This window comes from Serratia sp. HRI, assembly GCF_010119335.3.
Classification (GTDB): Bacteria; Pseudomonadota; Gammaproteobacteria; order Enterobacterales; family Enterobacteriaceae; genus Serratia; species Serratia nevei.
Genome location: NZ_CP083690.1, coordinates 2351595 through 2370746, shown reverse-complemented (window position 1 = coordinate 2370746; position 19152 = coordinate 2351595). Strand labels below are relative to the sequence as shown.

Genomic DNA, 19152 nt, shown 5'->3' with positions numbered 1-19152 from the left:
ACAGATTGTCTGATAGAAAGTAACGAGCAGAAATACCTTTATAGGCTTGTAGCTCAGGTGGTTAGAGCGCACCCCTGATAAGGGTGAGGTCGGTGGTTCAAGTCCACTCAGGCCTACCAAATTCTCCCTTATGCTGCGTTATGCGCGCGGTCGTTTACCCAGGTAAACTTCCCTTTCGCATGCCTTGCCTAAGAAAGAATTAACTCTTTTACGAGTTGGTAGTCCAAAGGTGTTTCAGCGACTGTATGGGGCTATAGCTCAGCTGGGAGAGCGCCTGCCTTGCACGCAGGAGGTCAGCGGTTCGATCCCGCTTAGCTCCACCATATAGTCCGGTATTTCAATACTTCAGAGTATATTGGAAACAGTATGCTGCGAAGTATTTTGCTCTTTAACAATCTGGAACAAGCTGAAAATTGAAACATGACGGCTGAAATTTATCCCTCCGTAGAAGTATTGGGGTAAAGAGTAACCTGTCATAGAGTCTCTCAAATGTTTGCAGCACGAACGATGGAAACATCTTCGGGTTGTGAGGTTAAGTGACTAAGCGTACACGGTGGATGCCTAGGCAGTCAGAGGCGATGAAGGGCGTGCTAATCTGCGAAAAGCGTCGGTAAGGTGATATGAACCGTTACAACCGGCGATACCCGAATGGGGAAACCCAGTGTGTTTCGACACACTATCATGTCATGAATACATAGTGGCATGAGGCGAACCGGGGGAACTGAAACATCTAAGTACCCCGAGGAAAAGAAATCAACCGAGATTCCCCCAGTAGCGGCGAGCGAACGGGGAGGAGCCCAGAACCTGAATCGGCTTGTGTGTTAGTGGAAGCGTCTGGAAAGTCGCGCAGCAAAGGGTGATAGCCCCGTACACTAAAATGCACAGGTCGTGAGTTCGATGAGTAGGGCGGGACACGTGACATCCTGTCTGAATATGGGGGGACCATCCTCCAAGGCTAAATACTCCTGACTGACCGATAGTGAACCAGTACCGTGAGGGAAAGGCGAAAAGAACCCCGGCGAGGGGAGTGAAATAGAACCTGAAACCGTGTACGTACAAGCAGTGGGAGCACCTTCGTGGTGTGACTGCGTACCTTTTGTATAATGGGTCAGCGACTTATATTTTGTAGCAAGGTTAACCGTATAGGGGAGCCGTAGGGAAACCGAGTCTTAACTGGGCGAATAGTTGCAAGGTATAGACCCGAAACCCGGTGATCTAGCCATGGGCAGGTTGAAGGTTGGGTAACACTAACTGGAGGACCGAACCGACTAATGTTGAAAAATTAGCGGATGACTTGTGGCTGGGGGTGAAAGGCCAATCAAACCGGGAGATAGCTGGTTCTCCCCGAAAGCTATTTAGGTAGCGCCTCGTGAACTCATCTTCGGGGGTAGAGCACTGTTTCGGCTAGGGGGCCATCCCGGCTTACCAAACCGATGCAAACTCCGAATACCGAAGAATGTTATCACGGGAGACACACGGCGGGTGCTAACGTCCGTCGTGAAGAGGGAAACAACCCAGACCGCCAGCTAAGGTCCCAAAGTCATGGTTAAGTGGGAAACGATGTGGGAAGGCATAGACAGCCAGGATGTTGGCTTAGAAGCAGCCATCATTTAAAGAAAGCGTAATAGCTCACTGGTCGAGTCGGCCTGCGCGGAAGATGTAACGGGGCTAAACCATGCACCGAAGCTGCGGCAGCGACGCTTAGGCGTTGTTGGGTAGGGGAGCGTTCTGTAAGCCGTTGAAGGTGGCCTGTGAGGGTTGCTGGAGGTATCAGAAGTGCGAATGCTGACATAAGTAACGATAAAGCGGGTGAAAAGCCCGCTCGCCGGAAGACCAAGGGTTCCTGTCCAACGTTAATCGGGGCAGGGTGAGTCGACCCCTAAGGCGAGGCTGAAAAGCGTAGTCGATGGGAAACAGGTTAATATTCCTGTACTTGGTGTTACTGCGAAGGGGGGACGGAGAAGGCTAGGCTAGCCGGGCGACGGTTGTCCCGGTTTAAGCGTGTAGGGGGTGTGACCTGGTAAATCCGGTTGCATATCAACCCTGAGGCGTGATGACGATGCACTACGGTGCAGAAGTAGTTGATGCCCTGCTTCCAGGAAAAGCCTCTAAGCTCCAGGTAACATTGAATCGTACCCCAAACCGACACAGGTGGTCAGGTAGAGAATACCAAGGCGCTTGAGAGAACTCGGGTGAAGGAACTAGGCAAAATGGTGCCGTAACTTCGGGAGAAGGCACGCTGGCATGTAGGTGAAGTCCTTCGCGGATGGAGCTGAAGCCAGTCGAAGATACCAGCTGGCTGCAACTGTTTAATAAAAACACAGCACTGTGCAAACACGAAAGTGGACGTATACGGTGTGACGCCTGCCCGGTGCTGGAAGGTTAATTGATGGGGTCAGCCGCAAGGCGAAGCTCTTGATCGAAGCCCCAGTAAACGGCGGCCGTAACTATAACGGTCCTAAGGTAGCGAAATTCCTTGTCGGGTAAGTTCCGACCTGCACGAATGGCGTAATGATGGCCAGGCTGTCTCCACCCGAGACTCAGTGAAATTGAACTCGCTGTGAAGATGCAGTGTACCCGCGGCAAGACGGAAAGACCCCGTGAACCTTTACTATAGCTTGACACTGAACATTGAGCCTTGATGTGTAGGATAGGTGGGAGGCTTTGAAGCGTGGACGCCAGTCTGCGTGGAGCCATCCTTGAAATACCACCCTTTAATGTTTGATGTTCTAACTCGGCCCCATAATCTGGGGTGAGGACAGTGTCTGGTGGGTAGTTTGACTGGGGCGGTCTCCTCCCAAAGAGTAACGGAGGAGCACGAAGGTTAGCTAATCACGGTCGGACATCGTGAGGTTAGTGCAAAGGCATAAGCTAGCTTGACTGCGAGAGTGACGGCTCGAGCAGGTACGAAAGTAGGTCTTAGTGATCCGGTGGTTCTGAATGGAAGGGCCATCGCTCAACGGATAAAAGGTACTCCGGGGATAACAGGCTGATACCGCCCAAGAGTTCATATCGACGGCGGTGTTTGGCACCTCGATGTCGGCTCATCACATCCTGGGGCTGAAGTAGGTCCCAAGGGTATGGCTGTTCGCCATTTAAAGTGGTACGCGAGCTGGGTTTAGAACGTCGTGAGACAGTTCGGTCCCTATCTGCCGTGGGCGTTGGAAGATTGAGAGGGGTTGCTCCTAGTACGAGAGGACCGGAGTGAACGCACCACTGGTGTTCGGGTTGTCATGCCAATGGCATTGCCCGGTAGCTAAGTGCGGAAAAGATAAGCGCTGAAAGCATCTAAGCGCGAAACTTGCCTCAAGATGAGTCTTCCCTGGGCCTTTAAGGCCCCTGAAGGAACGTTTAAGACTAAGACGTTGATAGGCTGGGTGTGTAAGTGCAGCGATGCATTGAGCTAACCAGTACTAATGATCCGTGAGGCTTAACCTTACAACACCGAAGGTGTTTTTAGAGAGATTTTCAGCGAAGTTCCGAGATTGGTTCTGATGGCTTCAGGAGAGTGAAGCGGTTGGAATAAAACAGAATTTGCCTGGCGGCAATAGCGCGGTGGTCCCACCTGACCCCATGCCGAACTCAGAAGTGAAACGCCGTAGCGCCGATGGTAGTGTGGGGTCTCCCCATGCGAGAGTAGGACACTGCCAGGCATCAAACCAAGCCGAAAGCCCTGAACATCAGTTCAGGGCTTTTTGCTATGCGTAAAACGCAAAAAAGCGCAGCTGCGCTGCTTTCCCCTGCTTCTCTCCGATAAACAGCCAGAGAAAAGGCCTCGAAGGGCCTTTGATTAGGGTGTGTTTGCTTTTTTTCACTTATTATTCGGTTAATGCGAGCTGCCCTGAGAGATGCCCAGCCCGGTTTGCGAACGGACAAACTGAGCCCGGAAGCGTTCCCGCTCCTGCTGCCCGGCCAGCGAGCTATCGGTGATCGAGAACAGCCAGGTGCCGACAAAGGCCACGAACATCGAGAACAGCGCCGGATATTCATACGGGTAAATCGGCTTTTCATGGCCGAGGATCTGCACCCAGATCGTCGGGCCGAGGATCATCAGAATCACCGCCGTCAGTAGGCCCAGCCAGCCGCCAATCATTGCACCGCGAGTGGTCAAACGCGACCAGTACATCGACAGGATGATGATAGGGAAGTTACAGCTGGCGGCGATAGAGAACGCCAACCCGACCATAAAGGCGATGTTCTGCTTCTCGAACAAAATCCCCAGCGCGATAGCGACCAGGCCGAGCACCACGACGGTGATTTTGGAGACCTTCAGCTCATCGCGTTCGGTCGCCTTGCCGTTTTTCATCACGCTGGCGTACAGATCGTGGGAAACGGCCGATGCGCCGGCCAGCGTCAGGCCTGCAACGACCGCCAGAATGGTGGCGAAGGCCACCGCCGAGATAAAGCCGAGGAAGAAGTTGCCGCCAACGGCATTGGCCAGGTGCACCGCCGCCATGTTGGTGCCGCCCAGCAGCGCGCCGGTGGCGTCTTTGAACGCTGGATTGGCGCTGACCAGCAAGATGGCGCCGAAGCCGATAATAAAGGTCAGGATATAGAAGTAACCGATAAAACCGGTGGCGTAGAACACGCTCTTGCGCGCTTCTTTGGCGTCACTCACGGTAAAGAAGCGCATCAGGATGTGCGGCAAACCGGCGGTGCCGAACATCAGCGCCAGGCCGAGCGACAGCGCGGAAATCGGATCGGAGACCAAGCCGCCAGGGCTCATGATGGCGATGCCTTTCGGATGCACCGTCACCGCTTCGGCGAACAGGGTATTGAAGTCGAAGTTGACCGATTTCATCACCATCAGCGCCATAAAGCTGGCGCCGGCCAGCAGCAGCACCGCCTTGATAATTTGCACCCAGGTGGTGGCCAGCATGCCGCCGAACAGCACGTACAGCACCATCAGGATGCCGACCAGGATCACCGCTACGTGGTAGTTGAGCCCGAACAGCAGCTGGATCAGCTTGCCGGCACCGACCATCTGCGCGATCAGATACAGCGCCACCACCACCAACGAGCCGCAGGCCGACAGGGTACGGATCGGTTTCTGCTGCAGACGGTAAGAGGCGACATCGGCAAAGGTATAGCGGCCGAGGTTGCGCAAGCGCTCCGCGATCAGGAACAGAATGATCGGCCAGCCGATGAGGAAGCCGATGGAGTAGATCAGTCCGTCATAGCCCGAGGTGTAGACCAGTGCGGAGATACCGAGGAATGAGGCGGCGGACATGAAGTCACCGGCTATCGCCAGGCCGTTTTGCAGGCCAGTGATGCGCCCGCCCGCGGTATAGTAGTCCTGACGGGAACGGGTGCGTTTGGAGGCCCAATAGGTGATGTAGAGCGTGGCACCGACAAACAGGATAAACATCACGATCGCTTGGATGTTCAGCGGCTGACGATGCACTTCGCCGCCGATGGCGTCGGCATAGGCCAGATCGGGCAGCAACAGCAACGCGGCGGCGGAAAGGGCGGAGCATAGACGCTTCATTGTTTCACCTCACGCAAAATTTCTGCGGTGAGGCGATCGAACTCGCCGTTGGCGCGAAATACGTAGATCCCGGTCAAGACGAAAGAGATCACGATCAGCCCGACGCCGACCGGGATCCCGCGGGTGATGGTCGATCCGGCGGCGATCGGCGTACCGAGCCATTGCGGATCGAAGGCGATCAACAGAATAAAGCCGACGTACAGCGCCAGCGTAATCAGCGAAAGCAGCCAGGCGAACCGGCCGCGTTTTCTCACCAGCTCTTTAAAGCGCGGGTTTTCTTCAATCCCTTGATAAATGGTGTCATTCATCAGAGTGTCTCCAGTAGGTATTGATAGAGTACGCCGCGCCAGGGCCGCTCAACGGCGCGTTATCCGAATGAGCGGCCTGAAGCGGCGTAAATTATGACGGCACTTTCATTGATTGTTTTTCTTCCAACAGCTTGTCGACTACGGCCGGATCCGCCAGCGTGGAGGTATCCCCCAGGTTGCTGGTGTCGCCGGCGGCAATTTTGCGCAGGATACGCCGCATGATCTTGCCGGAGCGCGTTTTGGGCAGCGAATCTGTCCAGTGCAGCACGTCCGGCGTGGCGATCGGCCCTATCTCTTTACGCACCCAGTTGCGCACTTCGGTATAGAGCTCCGGCGTCGGTTCTTCGCCGTGATTCAGCGTGATGTAGGCGTAGATCGCCTGGCCTTTGATGTTGTGAGGAATGCCGACCACCGCCGCTTCGGCGATTTTCGGGTGCGATACCAGCGCAGACTCGATCTCGGCGGTGCCAAGACGATGGCCGGAGACGTTCAGCACGTCGTCGACGCGGCCGGTGATCCAGTAGTAACCGTCCTCGTCGCGGCGGGCGCCGTCACCGCTGAAGTACATGCCTTTGAAGGTCGAGAAGTAGGTTTGCTCGAAGCGGTCATGATCGCCAAACAGGGTACGTGCCTGGCCCGGCCAGGAGTCGACGATCACCAGGTTGCCTTCGCATGCGCCTTCCTGCGGTGTGCCGACGTTATCGACCAGCGCCGGCTGTACGCCGAAGAAAGGCCGCGTGGCGGAACCGGCCTTCAGCTCGGTGGCGCCCGGCAGCGGGGTAATCATGAAGCCGCCGGTTTCGGTTTGCCACCAGGTATCGACGATCGGGCACTTTGCGTTGCCTATCTTGTTGTAATACCACTCCCAGGCTTCCGGGTTGATCGGCTCGCCGACCGAGCCCATGATGCGCAGCGAATCGCGTCGGGTGCCCTCGATCGCCTTGTCGCCTTCGGCCATCAGGGCGCGAATGGCGGTCGGCGCGGTATACAGAATGTTGACCTGGTGCTTGTCGATCACCTGCGACAGGCGATTGACGCCCGGATAGTTAGGCACGCCTTCGAACATCAGCGTGGTGGCGCCGCAGGCCAGCGGGCCGTACAACAGATAGCTGTGGCCGGTGACCCAGCCCACGTCGGCGGTGCACCAATAAATGTCGCCGTCGTGGTAGTCGAACACATACTTAAAGGTCATCGCAGCGTACACCAGGTAGCCGCCGGTGGTGTGCAGCACGCCTTTCGGTTTGCCGGTCGAGCCGGAGGTATACAGGATAAACAGCGGGTCCTCGGCGTTCACTTCTTCCGGCGGGCAGTCGGCGGAGACGCCCTGGGTCAGCTCATGCCACCACAGATCGCGCCCTTCCTGCCAGTAACCCGGTTTCCCGGTGCGTTGGAACACCACCACGTTAGCCACGCTGACCACGCCGGGGTTTTTCAGCGCATCATCGACGTTCTTTTTCAGCGGCACGGCGCGGCCGGCGCGCAGGCCTTCATCGGCGGTGATCACCAGCCTGGCGTTGGAGTCGATAATGCGTCCGGCGACCGCTTCCGGCGAGAAGCCGCCGAAGATCACCGAATGTACGGCGCCGATACGCGCGCAAGCCAGCATTGCGACCGCCGCTTCCGGCACCATTGGCATATAGATGGCCACCACGTCGCCTTTTTTCACGCCGAGCTTTTTCAGCACGTTAGCGAACTGGCAGACATCGTGGTGCAGCTGTTTGTAAGTCACCTTTTTGGATTGGGTCGGGTCATCGCCTTCCCAGATAATGGCGGTCTGGTCGCCGCGCTCAGTCAGATGGCGGTCCAGACAGTTGGCAGACAGGTTCAGCGTACCGTCTTCAAACCAACGAATGCTGACGTGGCCGGGATCGAACGACGTGTTTTTAACTTTGGTATAGGGTTTGATCCAGTCCAGGATTTTGCCATGCTCACCCCAGAAAGCCTCTGGGTCTTGAACCGACTGTTGATAATACTGTTGGTATTGTGCCGGATTAATCAGGGCGCGCTCTGCAATTGCAGAAGGAATAGCGTGTTTATGCAGTTGGCTCATAGCTTTTCTCCTTGAAGTTGTTAATGATATGTCAACTGAAGGTTAAGTATAGTTTGCTACGATTCTTTGTTTCTTTTTTGCGCGGCAGATCACGCAACAAAGATATTGATTTGTAATAGTTCTGTCGCATTTGCAGGACGTATCTATCTCTTTGGCGTTTAAATCATCATAAACCCGCGTTTTTAGCCAAAAACACTTATCTAAAGAACAAAAAAGAATAAAAAAAGATGAGACTGTTTGCCTCGTGATTAATCGCGCCGGAAAGGCCTGCGTTATTTCGCGCTATAAATCTTTTTGGATTATTTTTCGTTATTAATATTCGAAGTTGGTATTAACGCGATATAACGATGGACGGCACACCGTGAAATAACGTTTTATTAACCTTTAATTTCCTGATGAAAGTTCGGGTGATACCCAGGGGTATTCATTCTGCGCCATCGTTCGATTTTTAAGCTAAATATAAAGCGGTGCTGCATTTATGGCCGAAAATGTCACTCGGTCAATTCTCATTCATTTGACTTTTGCGTAACAAAATATAAACATTTTATGCGGATTAAATATGCAGAATAGACGAAAAATAACGCATTTTAATGGCGTTCAAAAAAACGTCGTCGGCGCGGTTATGTGCTTCATTATATGAAAAATTATGTTTTTAATAACAAGTAATTATGCCGTTTGAAATAGTAACGCGAATTTTTTGTGATTCGATTCAGCGCTCAACCCTGACAAATCAAGGCTTGCAGAGCATGCCGCCCGGATGATACAGATTTATACTGCGTCGCACCCAGGGCAGGTGAACGCTTCCACTGAATTAACATAAGCCTGTAATAAATGATTAAGTATTCTTTTCTCCGTGTTGCGACTTTGTACGGCGAAAAGAGTCTTTGAGGACTTTTTGGGTATGAAAAGTGTAAAAATTAGCCTGGCTTGGCAAATCCTGATCGCGTTGGTACTGGGTATTATTGTTGGCGCGGTATTGCACAACCAGACAGAATCTCGTGAGTGGCTGGTCAGCAATATTCTCAGCCCGGCGGGTGATATCTTTATTCGCCTGATCAAGATGATTGTGGTACCGATCGTTATTTCCACGCTGATCGTCGGTATTGCCGGCGTGGGCGATGCGAAAAAGCTGGGCCGCATCGGATTGAAAACCATTATTTACTTCGAAGTGATCACCACCGTTGCCATCGTGGTGGGGTTGACGCTGGCCAACGTATTCCAACCTGGCCACGGCATCGATATGTCGACGCTGACCACGGTGGACATTTCGCAGTATGAGAAAACCACCGAACAGGTGCAAAGCGGTTCGCACAGTCTGGTGGCGACCATTCTGTCGCTGATCCCGTCGAACGTCTTCTCGTCGATGGCCAAGGGCGACATGCTGCCGATTATCTTCTTCTCGGTGCTGTTCGGTCTGGGGCTGTCGTCGTTGCCGAAAGAGACCAAAGAGCCGCTGCTGAAGGTGTTCAAGGCGGTGTCCGAGAGCATGTTCAAAGTCACCCACATGATCATGCGCTATGCGCCGATCGGGGTGTTTGGCCTGATTGCGGTCACGGTAGCCAACTTCGGTTTCGCCTCGCTGCTGCCGCTGGCCAAGCTGGTGGTGCTGGTGTACTTTGCCATCGCGTTCTTCGCCCTGGTGGTGCTGGGAGCGGTCGCCCGGCTGTGCAACCTGCGCATCTGGACGTTGATCCGTATCCTGAAAGACGAACTGATCCTGGCTTATTCCACCGCCAGCTCGGAAACGGTGCTGCCGCGCATCATCGAAAAGATGGAGGCTTACGGCGCGCCCAAGTCGATCACCAGCTTCGTGGTGCCGACCGGCTACTCCTTTAACCTGGATGGCTCGACGCTGTACCAGAGCATTGCCGCTATCTTTATCGCCCAGCTGTACGGCATCGAGCTGTCGTTGGGGCAGGAGATCGTGCTGGTGCTGACGCTGATGGTCACCTCGAAAGGGATCGCCGGCGTGCCGGGCGTCTCGTTCGTGGTGCTGCTGGCCACGCTGGGCAGCGTCGGCATTCCGTTGGAAGGCCTGGCGTTCATCGCCGGCGTGGACCGTATCCTGGATATGGCGCGCACCGCGCTGAACGTCGTGGGTAACGCGCTGGCGGTGTTGGTGATCGCCAAGTGGGAACACCAGTTCGATCGCAAGAAGGCGCTGGCCTACGAAACGGAGTTTCTGGCGCAGAAGGTGAAGCCGGCCAACCAGGCCTAATCACCGAGCATCGCCGACGTTAAAAACGCCCCGGGCAGCTGTGCCGGGGCGTTTTGTTTTTTAGCCGTCTTCTCTCAGCCACTTTCTTTTCTCCGTCCCCACTGCGCGACTTGCATCCCCGCTTAACAGAATCTAAAGTGTTACCAAATTAATAGAAATGATAATAGATGTTATTATCATTTTCATTTAATGATGTATGGAGACACACAAAAGCCGTTGAACGGCGGGGTTACGCCCGTTCGGCGTCTTTATTCGGGCTTATCAAAGGTAGGTAACATGTCGGACACCGCTTTGGCCTCTGAATGGTTGCCGCTGGCGCCAGCGCAGCTTGATTTCTGGGAAGAACACACCTTACACCCCGGGCAGGCCCTGTCCACCGTCGCACACTGCACCGAACTGTGCGGCGCGGTAGAGGAAGAGGCGCTCTGCCGGGCGATCGCCACCACCCTCGCCGAGACGCAGGCGTTTGCCCTGCGCTTTGGCGAACGGCATGGCGACGCTCCTCCGCCGTTACGGCACGATCCACGGCGTATACCGCCATTGCAACGCATCGATCTGCAAACGCACGGCGATCCCTGGCAGGCGGCGCAAAACCTGATGCGCGAAGATATCGCGCAGCGCCGGGCGCTGCACTGCGAGCCGTTAGCCGCCGCCTGGCTGATCAAGCTGGGGCCGGAGCGCTACCTCTGGTACGTACGTGCGCACCATATTCTGGTTGATGGTTTCGGTATGGCGCTAATTGAACACCGCTGCGCCGCGTTGTATGCACACTATCTGGGTGAAGGCAGCGCGGGTATGCCTCTGGGCGCCTTCGACGCCTTTCAACAGGCTGAGCTGGCCTACGCGGGTTCTGATCGATGCGAGCGCGATCGGCGCTTTTGGCAGAGCTATCTGCCGCCGTCGCAGGCGTTGCCGACGGTGCGCAAGGGCGGTGAGGCCTATGGCGTGCGGCGTCTGAGCACCCACCACCGGCTACCGGCGGCGGTATCGCAACGACTGGCGCAGCTGGCGGAGCGCAGCGGCATCAATTGGCCTGACTTGCTGGTGGCGCTGTCGGCGGCCTGGCTGTTTCAGGTGATGCCCCGCGACACCCGGCAGGGCGAGGCGTTGCCGATGTGGATGCCGGCGATGAATCGCCGCGGGCAGGCCGCCACCAACGTGCCTTCGTTGGCGGTCAACACGCTGCCGCTGCTGGTGTCACCGCCGCCAGCGGAGACGCTGGGGGGCTTTCTCACCGCTCTAACGCAGCAGCTGCGCGAGCTGCGCAGCCACGCCGGCTACCGCCTGCGCCAACTGGCCGCCGATCGCGGTGTGGATCCTGACTCGCGCTTCTTTATTTCCCCCTTCATCAACGTGCAACCCTTCGATACGCCTCGTTTTGTCGGCTGTAGCGGCACCCGCCGCGTATTGGCCGGCGGCTCGGGCGACGGTTTTAACCTGACTTATCGCGGCCGCACCGACGCCCGCGATCTGCAGGTGGATATCGATATTTATCTGGAGCAGTTCCCGGCGGAGGATGCGCTGGATTATGGCGAGGCGCTGCAAGAGTTTCTGATGCGCGCGCTGCAGCGGGAAGCCTGGGAGCAACCGCTGGCGGCCCTGACGGCGTTGCCCGCCTGATAAAAAGCGGGCGGGGGATGTCCCCGCCCAAGTGGTGTGATTTCAGCTGGCCAGCAACGCCGCCACTTCGCGCGCGTTCTTGCACGGCAGGAGGGAACTGCTTACCAGACGGGTGCCGAAAGCGTCATTGAGGCGTTCCGCCACCTGTTTGATATGCGGCAGCTTCAGCCCCATGGCGATAAATGCCGTCTCTTCTCCCCATTCCGGGCGCGGTGCCACGCCGATCGCCTGCCAGTAAATGGTCAGGATCTCTGCGCTGCGCGCCAAAGGCGCGTTCGGCGGTGGGGCTGCACAGGCGTTCAGCGCCGGCGCGGTTTGCTGGTGGCTCAGGTCGGCACGGATGCGATGGCGGTCGGTTTTGCCGTTGGCGGACAGCGGCAGCGCCTCGGCATGGATAAAGCGTGTCGGAATATGGGTACAGGGCAGATAGCCGGTGGCGAAGGCGCGGATCTCGGACAGCTGCAGGGGGGTACCGTCGCGGGTCAGATACAGGGCACCGAGCGCCGCCTCGTTGTTCTCTCCGCTGGGGTAATCCACCACCACCATGTCCTGGATCGCCGGATGGCGGCGCAGCACGTCTTCGATTTCCGGCAACGAGACGCGCACGCCGCGGATCTTCACATAGCCGTTCACCCGGGTGGCGAACATGATGTTGCCGTCCGCCCGGTAGTAGCCTTGATCGCCGGTGCGAAAAGCGCGCAGCGGTTGCCCATCCGGCCCTTCGAGGGTAACGAAATCGTGCTGCTTCAGCTCCCCCTGCTCCAGGTAGCCCAACGCCAGGTTGACCCCGGCGGTATGGATGCGGCCGACCACGCCGGCCGGGCAGTGGCTGCCGTCGTCATGGCAGATGAAGTAGCGGTTGGCCGGCAGCGGGCGGCCGTAAGGCACGGTGCCTTTCTCCTGCGGGGCGATCGGGTGCCAGATGCTCCAGATGGTGGTTTCGGTCGGTCCGCCGAGCGAGAACAGCGCGAGATCCGGGCGCAGGGTACGCAGGGTTTGTACCGTCGCCGGTTTGATGTAGTCGCCGCCTTGCGCCACCAGGCGTAGCGAACGCAGGCTATCGGCCGTTTTGCAGGTGAGCAGCATCTCCAGAATCGCGGGCACCGAACACCACAGGGTGACCCGATGCTTTTCCACCAGTTGGTTCCAGCTGATGGCGTCCTTTTCCTGATGCGGCGCCGGTAGCACCAGCGTGGCGCCGGCGCACAGCGAACCGAACAGATCGAACATCGACATGTCATGGTGCGGCGGCGTGACGGAAATGAAGACGTCGTCGGCGGTGACCGCCCAGCGCTGCTGGGTCTGGTGGACGACGTTGGCGGTGGCGCGGTTGTTGAGCACCACGCATTTGGGCTTACCGGTGGTGCCGGAGGTATACAGGTAGTAGCTCGCGGCCTGGCTGGCGCTGCGTTCAACCAGCGTTTGTTCATCCGGCAGTGCAGGCGTGCGATCCGTCGGCGCCAGCAGGGTCGCCGGCGTCACGCCAATGGGCGTCTCCAGATCGCCGCCGTGCACCACCAGCGTCGGTCGGCAGTTTTCCAGCAGGTAGGCAGTGCGTTCCGGCGGCGAGTTGATATCGACAGGTACCCAGATCACGCCCTGCAGGGCGCAGGCGAGGCTAAGGATGATCTGTTCCGGGCTGCGCGGCAGATACAGCGCGACCACGTTGCCCGGCTGCACGCCGCGATTCTGCAGATTGGCGATCGCCGTGGCGATCCGCTGGCCCAGCTCGCGGTAGGTCAGCGTCTGTTCGCCGCAGATCAGCGCGTTGCCGCCGCCTTGCGCGCCGAACAGCCGCTCGGCCAGCTGTGCCAGATAAGGATAAGGTGCGTAATTCGCTTCGCTGTCGTTGTGGCGGTAATGCGCCAGATCGATGAAGTCCCGCGGCGCGATCGCCAGATCGGCCCGTTGGCAGCTGTGCAGGATGCGTCGCTGCAATGCCGCCAGCATGGCTTCTACCTGTTCACCGTGCAGCGCCTGCTCGGCGTAGTCCACGCACAGCTGCAGGTTTTTTTCGCTGTCCAGCGTCAGGCGAATGTCGATGGCGACCTGCGGCGTTTGGGTCAGGCCGTCGTGGAAGCGCACCGGCGCCTCGGCCGGCAGCGTCTCCCAGCCCAGGCAGTTGGTCAGGATCACCGGCAGCGCCGGGCCGCCTTGGCTTTGGCCGAGCAACTGCCGCGCCAGATCGACGCCGGAAAACGTCAGGTGATCGAGCGCGCCGAGCACGTCGTCCTGCAGGGCTTGTGCGCGCTGGAGAAAATCTTCGCCGTGGCGCGAATAGCGTACCGCCACGAAGCTGGAGGCGTTGCCCAGTGCACCGTCGGCGGCGGGGAATGCCACCGGCACGCCGACGCACAGCTCGCCGTCGGTGGTCCAGTGGGCCAGCGTATCGAGGATCAGCGCCGACAGCAGGCTGTTGCGCAGCAGCGCGTGTGGCGATCCCAGGCGGCCGAGCTGTTTTATCGTATCGCGCGGCAGCGTCAGGGTGGCGCGGCGATAGCGCGACGAGGTGAGATTGGCGAGCGGGGCGCGCCACGGCAGTGCCGACGGGGTGGTGACATCCTGCAGTTTGTCGCGCCAGTAGGCGGCATCGGCCTGGCGCTGCGCCGCAGGTGCAGCAGGGGGCGGAAGCGCAGCGGTGGTCGGCGCCAGAGGGCGATCGTCAAACAGGCGCGCGATCACGGTGGAGATCCCCTGGCCGTCGAGGATCAACGCATCGAAGCTGGTGAGGATCAGCGTATCGTACGGCGATCCCGTCGGATCCTGCTGTTCGGCAAGTTGGAGCACGGCGATGCGCCACAGCGGTTGGCTCGGATCGTGGCGCTGGTGGGAGTAACGCGCGCGCAGCTGTTCGATCTGGCGCTGCGCCGCTTCGCCATCAAGGGCGCGCAAATCGTGGCGATCCAGATGCAGCGTCACCTCCGGGCGTACGTGCTGCGTGCCGCGCTGCACATTGATGCAGGTGCGCAACGCCGGGTAATGCTGTACCAGCTCGGTCAGGCGCGTTTCAAGGCGCGGTACGTCCAGCTGCCGGGCGTGGTATTCGCGAAAGTCGTGCATCGCCACGCCGCCGAGCGGCCATCGATCGCTGCGGCCCAGAAGATAGGCCTGCTGCAGTGCGGTTAAAGCTGTCTCCATGGTACTTCCCTATAGTCGTTAACCGATTAAAACGAGCCGGGCGCTGCGCGCCCGGAAACCGATCTCAGTGCTGCGGCGCCAGCGCGGCGAGCAGCGTTTTCGCATGCCTTCCTGCCTCGGGCGAGCGTTGGCAGATCAATGCCGCCAGCGCCGCAGGGGAGGAATGCGCCGCCAGATCCTGCGCCGTCAGCCCCGCCGCCAGATACTTGTTGAGCACCGTCAGCAGCGCGTTCACCCCGGCATCCGGCAAGGCTAACCGGCGGATGTCGTCGTGGTCACGCAAGCCGGCCTCGGGGGCCACCCGCGCCAGCAGCCGATGCAGCACCTGGCGCACCGGCGCCTGCTGCGCCAGCGCGTCGGGCGTGCATTGCGCCAGCAGGTGCGACAGCGGGCGATCGAACGCCGCCGTTTGCCGCGCGGCCAGGTGCAGCAGCGCCCGGTAACAGGCCAGCAGGCGTGGCAGCACCTGCTCGGGGAACGCGTCGAGCCGCACGTCCCAGTTGATCAGAATGCCGTCGTCGACGTGGGCGACTTGCGCATCCAGCGCCACCTGCGGCCCCTGAGAGATGACCCAGCCGAGACGGCCGAAGGTGTCGGTGACCCGTTCGGAAAACAGCGTCTTGCCGCGGATGCCGAAACCGGCGGTAAACACCACCGGTGAAGGCTGTAGGCTGCCGTGCAGGCGCGACAGATCGCGCATCACGCTCACGCCGGGGTAATCCGCATGCTCGATCAGCTCCGCCAGCTGCGTCATCAGGCGCCGGCAGAAGGCGCTCAGGTTTTCCGTCGGGATCAGCTCCACGCCGAGCAGCACCAGGTTAGAGAAATCGCCGATGAGGCGATGCGCGTCCTCCCGTTCGCTCTCGCGGTGGAACAGCGGCACGTTGAGCCGAAAGCGCGTCATGTTCCAACCCTGGCCGACGGCCAGGGCGAACAGTGCGAGAAACAGCGTCGAGAGCGAGGTGTGGTGCCGTTTGGCGACGTTCTCCAGCGCGCGGCTTTCCTCTGCATTCAGCTGTATGGCCAGGCGATCGCTGCGGCAGCGGTCCGGCGTGCGCAGCAGGCGCGGCGCCGGTGGCACCTGCGCCAGGCGCTCACGCCACCAACGTTGACCGCGTTCGCGCCGCTGACGCAGCGCCTCGTCGGCGTCACGTTGTGCGAGGTGATCGAAGTAGGCCGGCGGCGCGTCATGGAAGGGCACCGGTGGGCACTGGTGATAAAACGCCGTCAGATCTTCCATCAACAGGCGAAAACTCATGGCATCGCCGGCGATCATATCGAGATCGACATGCAGGCGGCTGCGCCCTTCCGGCAACAGGCTCAGGCTGATATCGCAGGGCACGCCCTGTTCCAGCGGCAGCAGCTGGGTACTTTTTGCCTGGCGTTTGGCGGCGAGCGCGGCTGCCAGCGTCGCTGTATCGGCGTGCCGCCAGTCGTCGAGATGCAAGGCGTGCCGGGGGCCGGGAGGCGCGATCGTCTGGCGGCCATCATCGGTAATGCGCAGGCGCAACAGCGGATGACGCAGGTACAGCGCATCGACGGCCTGGCGCAGTCGGGCGAGATCCAGCTCGCCGCCGTCGAATTCCGCATACAGGTGGGCGGCCATGCCGCCGAGGGGAGGAGCGGACTGTCGGCCTACCCAATAGGCGGCCTGCATCGTGGTCAAAGCTTTCATCGGGTATCCATTTTGATTCAGCCAACGAGACTGCAAGAATATATCCAAATGTTAATAGGAATGAAAATTATTATTATTTGATCCATTTGGCGCGAGGGTGCTATCTATAAGGGGTTTTAGCGAGAGCTGACGGGGGTATCGTTGGGTGTGAATAATTTATCTATATTATTCTTAGTATTGTAATGATTGCTTGTTATTACAGCGCCTGTTTTACCTGCGAAAGTATAAGGTTTTCTGGCGGCTATCGCGGCCTGCCTCGCACCTTTGTTGATAATGATTTGCATTAGAAAATGCAAAATATTATCATTCTTAACATTATTTTACGTTTTTATACAAGCTGCCGGCCGCTCCGCCGGCGGCTTGGCCGTGGACGGGGCCGCACCCGTCGGGCCGCGGAAGGCATGGGTTTGCCGCAGGGATAAGCAACACAAAGGTCGGGAAGGCCGGAGCGTCATGGTCTGTGTGAGTGTCGATGTAGGTTGTGTAAAAAAAAATCAAATTTTGTGCACCTCTGGGATGAAAGGAGAAGACATCTATGGGCAAGCATTTTGCGGCTCAACGGCATGAAAGCGTAGGAAACGGGGAAAAAGCGGGGTTGAAAGCCATTGGGGCGTTTTCCTCCGTATTTTTAGGGGTTTGTTCACTGGCGATCGGTAACGTCAATGCGGCGGAAACGAAGAGCAACGAAACCTACCAGGACGCGGAAACGCTGCTGGTCACCGGTGAGAAGATCAAACGTTCCATTTTTGACACCGGCTCTAGCGTCGAAGTGTTCGACAGCAACCGCATCGCCTCAATGCCTAATGCGACACAGGTTCCCGATTTGCTGCGCATGACCCCCAACGTGGTGGATGTCGGCATCGGCAACGATCTGCCAACCGTGCGTGGCGTTGACGGCTCCGGCCCGACCACCGGTGCTGGCGCTTTCCTCAGCGGCACCCGTCCGCGCCTCAATCTGTCGTTGGACGGCCGTTCGCTGACCTATAACGAACAAGCCTACGGACCGCAATCGCTGTGGGATCTGGATCGCGTTGAAGTGTTCCGCGGCCCACAAAGTTATATTCAGGGGCGCAACGCCATCGCCGGCGCCATCGTCATGGCCAGTAAAGATCCGACCTTCGAATGGGAAAGCGCCTTCAAGGGCGGGGCCGGCAATCAGCACTCTTCACAGTTGGCGGCCATGGCGTCCGGCCCGCTGGTGGAAGATCAGCTGGCGTTTCGCGTCAGCGTCGATCGCCAGCGCCGCCGCAGCGATGCTGACCTGCCGGCCTATGAGCCGGTGGGCGATCCGCGTGAAGTGGAGGCCACCACCGCTCGCGCCAAGCTGCTGTTCAATCCGGCCGGTTTGCGCGATCTGACCACCAAACTGACCTTTAACCACTTCGGCAGCTCCGCGCCGCAGAACGAAAGCCTCAACCCGCAACCGCATCCTGCGAGTGCGCGTCACGACATCCGCCGGCCGGTGTTCAAAAGCAATGTGAACAGCGGTATCTGGGATCTGGCCTGGGAGGCCTCCGATGGCCTGGCGTTGGAAAACCGCGTTATCTATACCGATTTCAACATTAACCGTGCCACGGCTTATAAGTTGCCGTACGCCGACATCGGCGGCAAAGAGGTGCACGTGGAGCCGGTGGTGCGCTTCGGCGGCGCGGACAGTCGCCTGCACGGGCTGGCGGGGCTGCGTTATTTTCACGCCAAGCAGGATGAGTTCGTCAATATCTTCGGCGGCGCGACGTTTAAAGATAAAACCGACACTAACTCGGCCTTCGCTGAGTTGACCTATGCGCTGACGCCGCAGGTGGACGTGACCGCCGCCAGCCGTTTGGAACGCGAACATCGCAAACGCAACGGTGGCAGCCAGGCGGTGCGCATCGACTTCGACGAAACCTACACCGTGTTCCTGCCGAAGTTGGACGTGGCCTGGAAACCGACGGACACTCAAACCTACGGCGCCAAGATCGCCCGCGGTTATAACGCCGGCGGCGCGGGCATTACTCTCAGCAGTCCGATCGTCAGTTACACCTACGGTTCCGAGTATGTCTGGAACTATGAGCTGTACACCCGTCATCACCTGAAAGACGCCAACGTGGTGCTGACCAGCAACGTGTTCTACAACGATTACAAAGACATGCAGCTGCCTTATTACTTGGGTGAAAACTCCAGCGTGATCCGTAACGCCGACAAGGTGGAAACCTACGGTGCGGAAATCGGCGCCACCTGGCAGCCGCGTTGGGACTTCGAGCTGTTCGGTAACGTTGGTCTGCTGAAAACCAAGATCAAAAAGTTCTCGGGCAGCGGCGTGGAAGGGCATGAATTGGGACGCGCGCCGGCTTACACCGCCAACATGGGCGCCAAATATCAGTTCCTGAAAGGGTGGGAAGTGAGCACTAACGTGGCGTTCTCGGACTCCTATTACTCGGCGTATGACAACGATTCGCGCGGGCGTATAGGTTCCTACTGGTCGGCTAACGCCCAACTGGCCTACACCTTCGCCTATGGGCGCGCCACGCTGTTTGCGCAAAACCTGTTCGACTCCGAGCGCCGCATTATGGTTGGTGGCAACGACATCTACACCGCGACGCAGCAGCGCCCGCGCATGGTCGGCGCAGCAGTTGAGCTGAATTTCTAACGCTATCGCGATGACGGGGGACGAAT

Annotated in this window: 8 protein-coding genes, 2 tRNA genes and 2 rRNA genes; 7 read left to right on the top strand and 5 right to left on the bottom strand. The window is 58.4% G+C overall.

What is annotated here, in order from left to right:
* Positions 1-42: 42 nt before the first annotated feature.
* The 4 genes from GF111_RS11435 to rrf all read left to right on the top strand — a co-directional run bounded on the left by GF111_RS11435 (position 43) and on the right by rrf (position 3653).
* Positions 43-119 (top strand) — tRNA-Ile (locus tag GF111_RS11435).
* Between the two features lie 128 nt (positions 120-247).
* A tRNA-Ala gene (locus tag GF111_RS11430) sits at positions 248-323 on the top strand.
* Between the two features lie 207 nt (positions 324-530).
* Positions 531-3438 (top strand): 23S ribosomal RNA (locus tag GF111_RS11425).
* Positions 3439-3537: 99 nt separating this feature from the next.
* Positions 3538-3653, top strand: a 5S ribosomal RNA gene (rrf, locus tag GF111_RS11420).
* A 173-nt stretch (positions 3654-3826) separates the two neighbouring features.
* Here rrf and actP read toward each other — a convergent pair.
* The 3 genes from actP to acs form a co-directional block, all read right to left on the bottom strand.
* Positions 3827-5488 carry a cation/acetate symporter ActP gene (actP, locus tag GF111_RS11415; protein ID WP_147191815.1) on the bottom strand — a complete coding sequence of 554 codons (1662 nt, stop codon included), beginning with the start codon at positions 5486-5488 and terminating at the stop codon, positions 3827-3829.
* Positions 5485-5796: a DUF485 domain-containing protein gene (locus tag GF111_RS11410; RefSeq protein ID WP_004930047.1), complete on the bottom strand. Its 312-nt coding sequence runs from the start codon at positions 5794-5796 to the stop codon at positions 5485-5487. Before GF111_RS11410 ends, actP begins: the two co-directional genes overlap by 4 nt.
* 91 nt (positions 5797-5887) lie before the next feature.
* Positions 5888-7846, bottom strand: a complete 1959-nt coding sequence (gene acs / locus GF111_RS11405; RefSeq protein WP_038879348.1) for an acetate--CoA ligase — start codon at positions 7844-7846, stop codon at positions 5888-5890.
* 901 nt (positions 7847-8747) lie between these two features.
* Here acs and gltP point away from each other — a divergent pair.
* Both gltP and GF111_RS11395 read left to right on the top strand, forming a co-directional pair.
* Positions 8748-10064: a glutamate/aspartate:proton symporter GltP gene (gene gltP / locus GF111_RS11400; RefSeq protein ID WP_015376334.1), complete on the top strand. Its 1317-nt coding sequence runs from the start codon at positions 8748-8750 to the stop codon at positions 10062-10064.
* 276 nt (positions 10065-10340) lie between these two features.
* Entirely contained in the window at positions 10341-11684 is a 1344-nt protein-coding gene (locus tag GF111_RS11395) for a condensation domain-containing protein (protein ID WP_147190221.1), read from the top strand.
* A gap of 42 nt (positions 11685-11726) precedes the next feature.
* On the opposite strand, the gene GF111_RS11390 is transcribed toward GF111_RS11395, so the two are convergent.
* Entirely contained in the window at positions 11727-14822 is a 3096-nt protein-coding gene (locus tag GF111_RS11390; protein WP_147190223.1) for an amino acid adenylation domain-containing protein, read from the bottom strand.
* Positions 14823-14886: 64 nt separating this feature from the next.
* Entirely contained in the window at positions 14887-16497 is a 1611-nt protein-coding gene (locus GF111_RS11385; protein ID WP_147190225.1) for a condensation domain-containing protein, read from the bottom strand.
* Positions 16498-17032: 535 nt separating this feature from the next.
* On the opposite strand from GF111_RS11385, the gene GF111_RS11380 reads away from it, so the two are divergent.
* Positions 17033-19126: a TonB-dependent receptor gene (locus GF111_RS11380; protein ID WP_038879335.1), complete on the top strand. Its 2094-nt coding sequence runs from the start codon at positions 17033-17035 to the stop codon at positions 19124-19126.
* Positions 19127-19152: the final 26 nt, after the last annotated feature.

Coding starts and splice junctions, on each gene's coding strand:
- GF111_RS11410 (WP_004930047.1), bottom strand. CDS start 5,796: ATGAATGACACCATTTATCAAGGGATTGAAGAAAACCCGCGCTTTAAA.
- GF111_RS11385 (WP_147190225.1), bottom strand. CDS start 16,497: ATGAAAGCTTTGACCACGATGCAGGCCGCCTATTGGGTAGGCCGACAG.
- acs (WP_038879348.1), bottom strand. CDS start 7,846: ATGAGCCAACTGCATAAACACGCTATTCCTTCTGCAATTGCAGAGCGC.
- GF111_RS11395 (WP_147190221.1), top strand. CDS start 10,341: ATGTCGGACACCGCTTTGGCCTCTGAATGGTTGCCGCTGGCGCCAGCG.
- actP (WP_147191815.1), bottom strand. CDS start 5,488: ATGAAGCGTCTATGCTCCGCCCTTTCCGCCGCCGCGTTGCTGTTGCTG.
- gltP (WP_015376334.1), top strand. CDS start 8,748: ATGAAAAGTGTAAAAATTAGCCTGGCTTGGCAAATCCTGATCGCGTTG.
- GF111_RS11390 (WP_147190223.1), bottom strand. CDS start 14,822: ATGGAGACAGCTTTAACCGCACTGCAGCAGGCCTATCTTCTGGGCCGC.
- GF111_RS11380 (WP_038879335.1), top strand. CDS start 17,033: ATGGGCAAGCATTTTGCGGCTCAACGGCATGAAAGCGTAGGAAACGGG.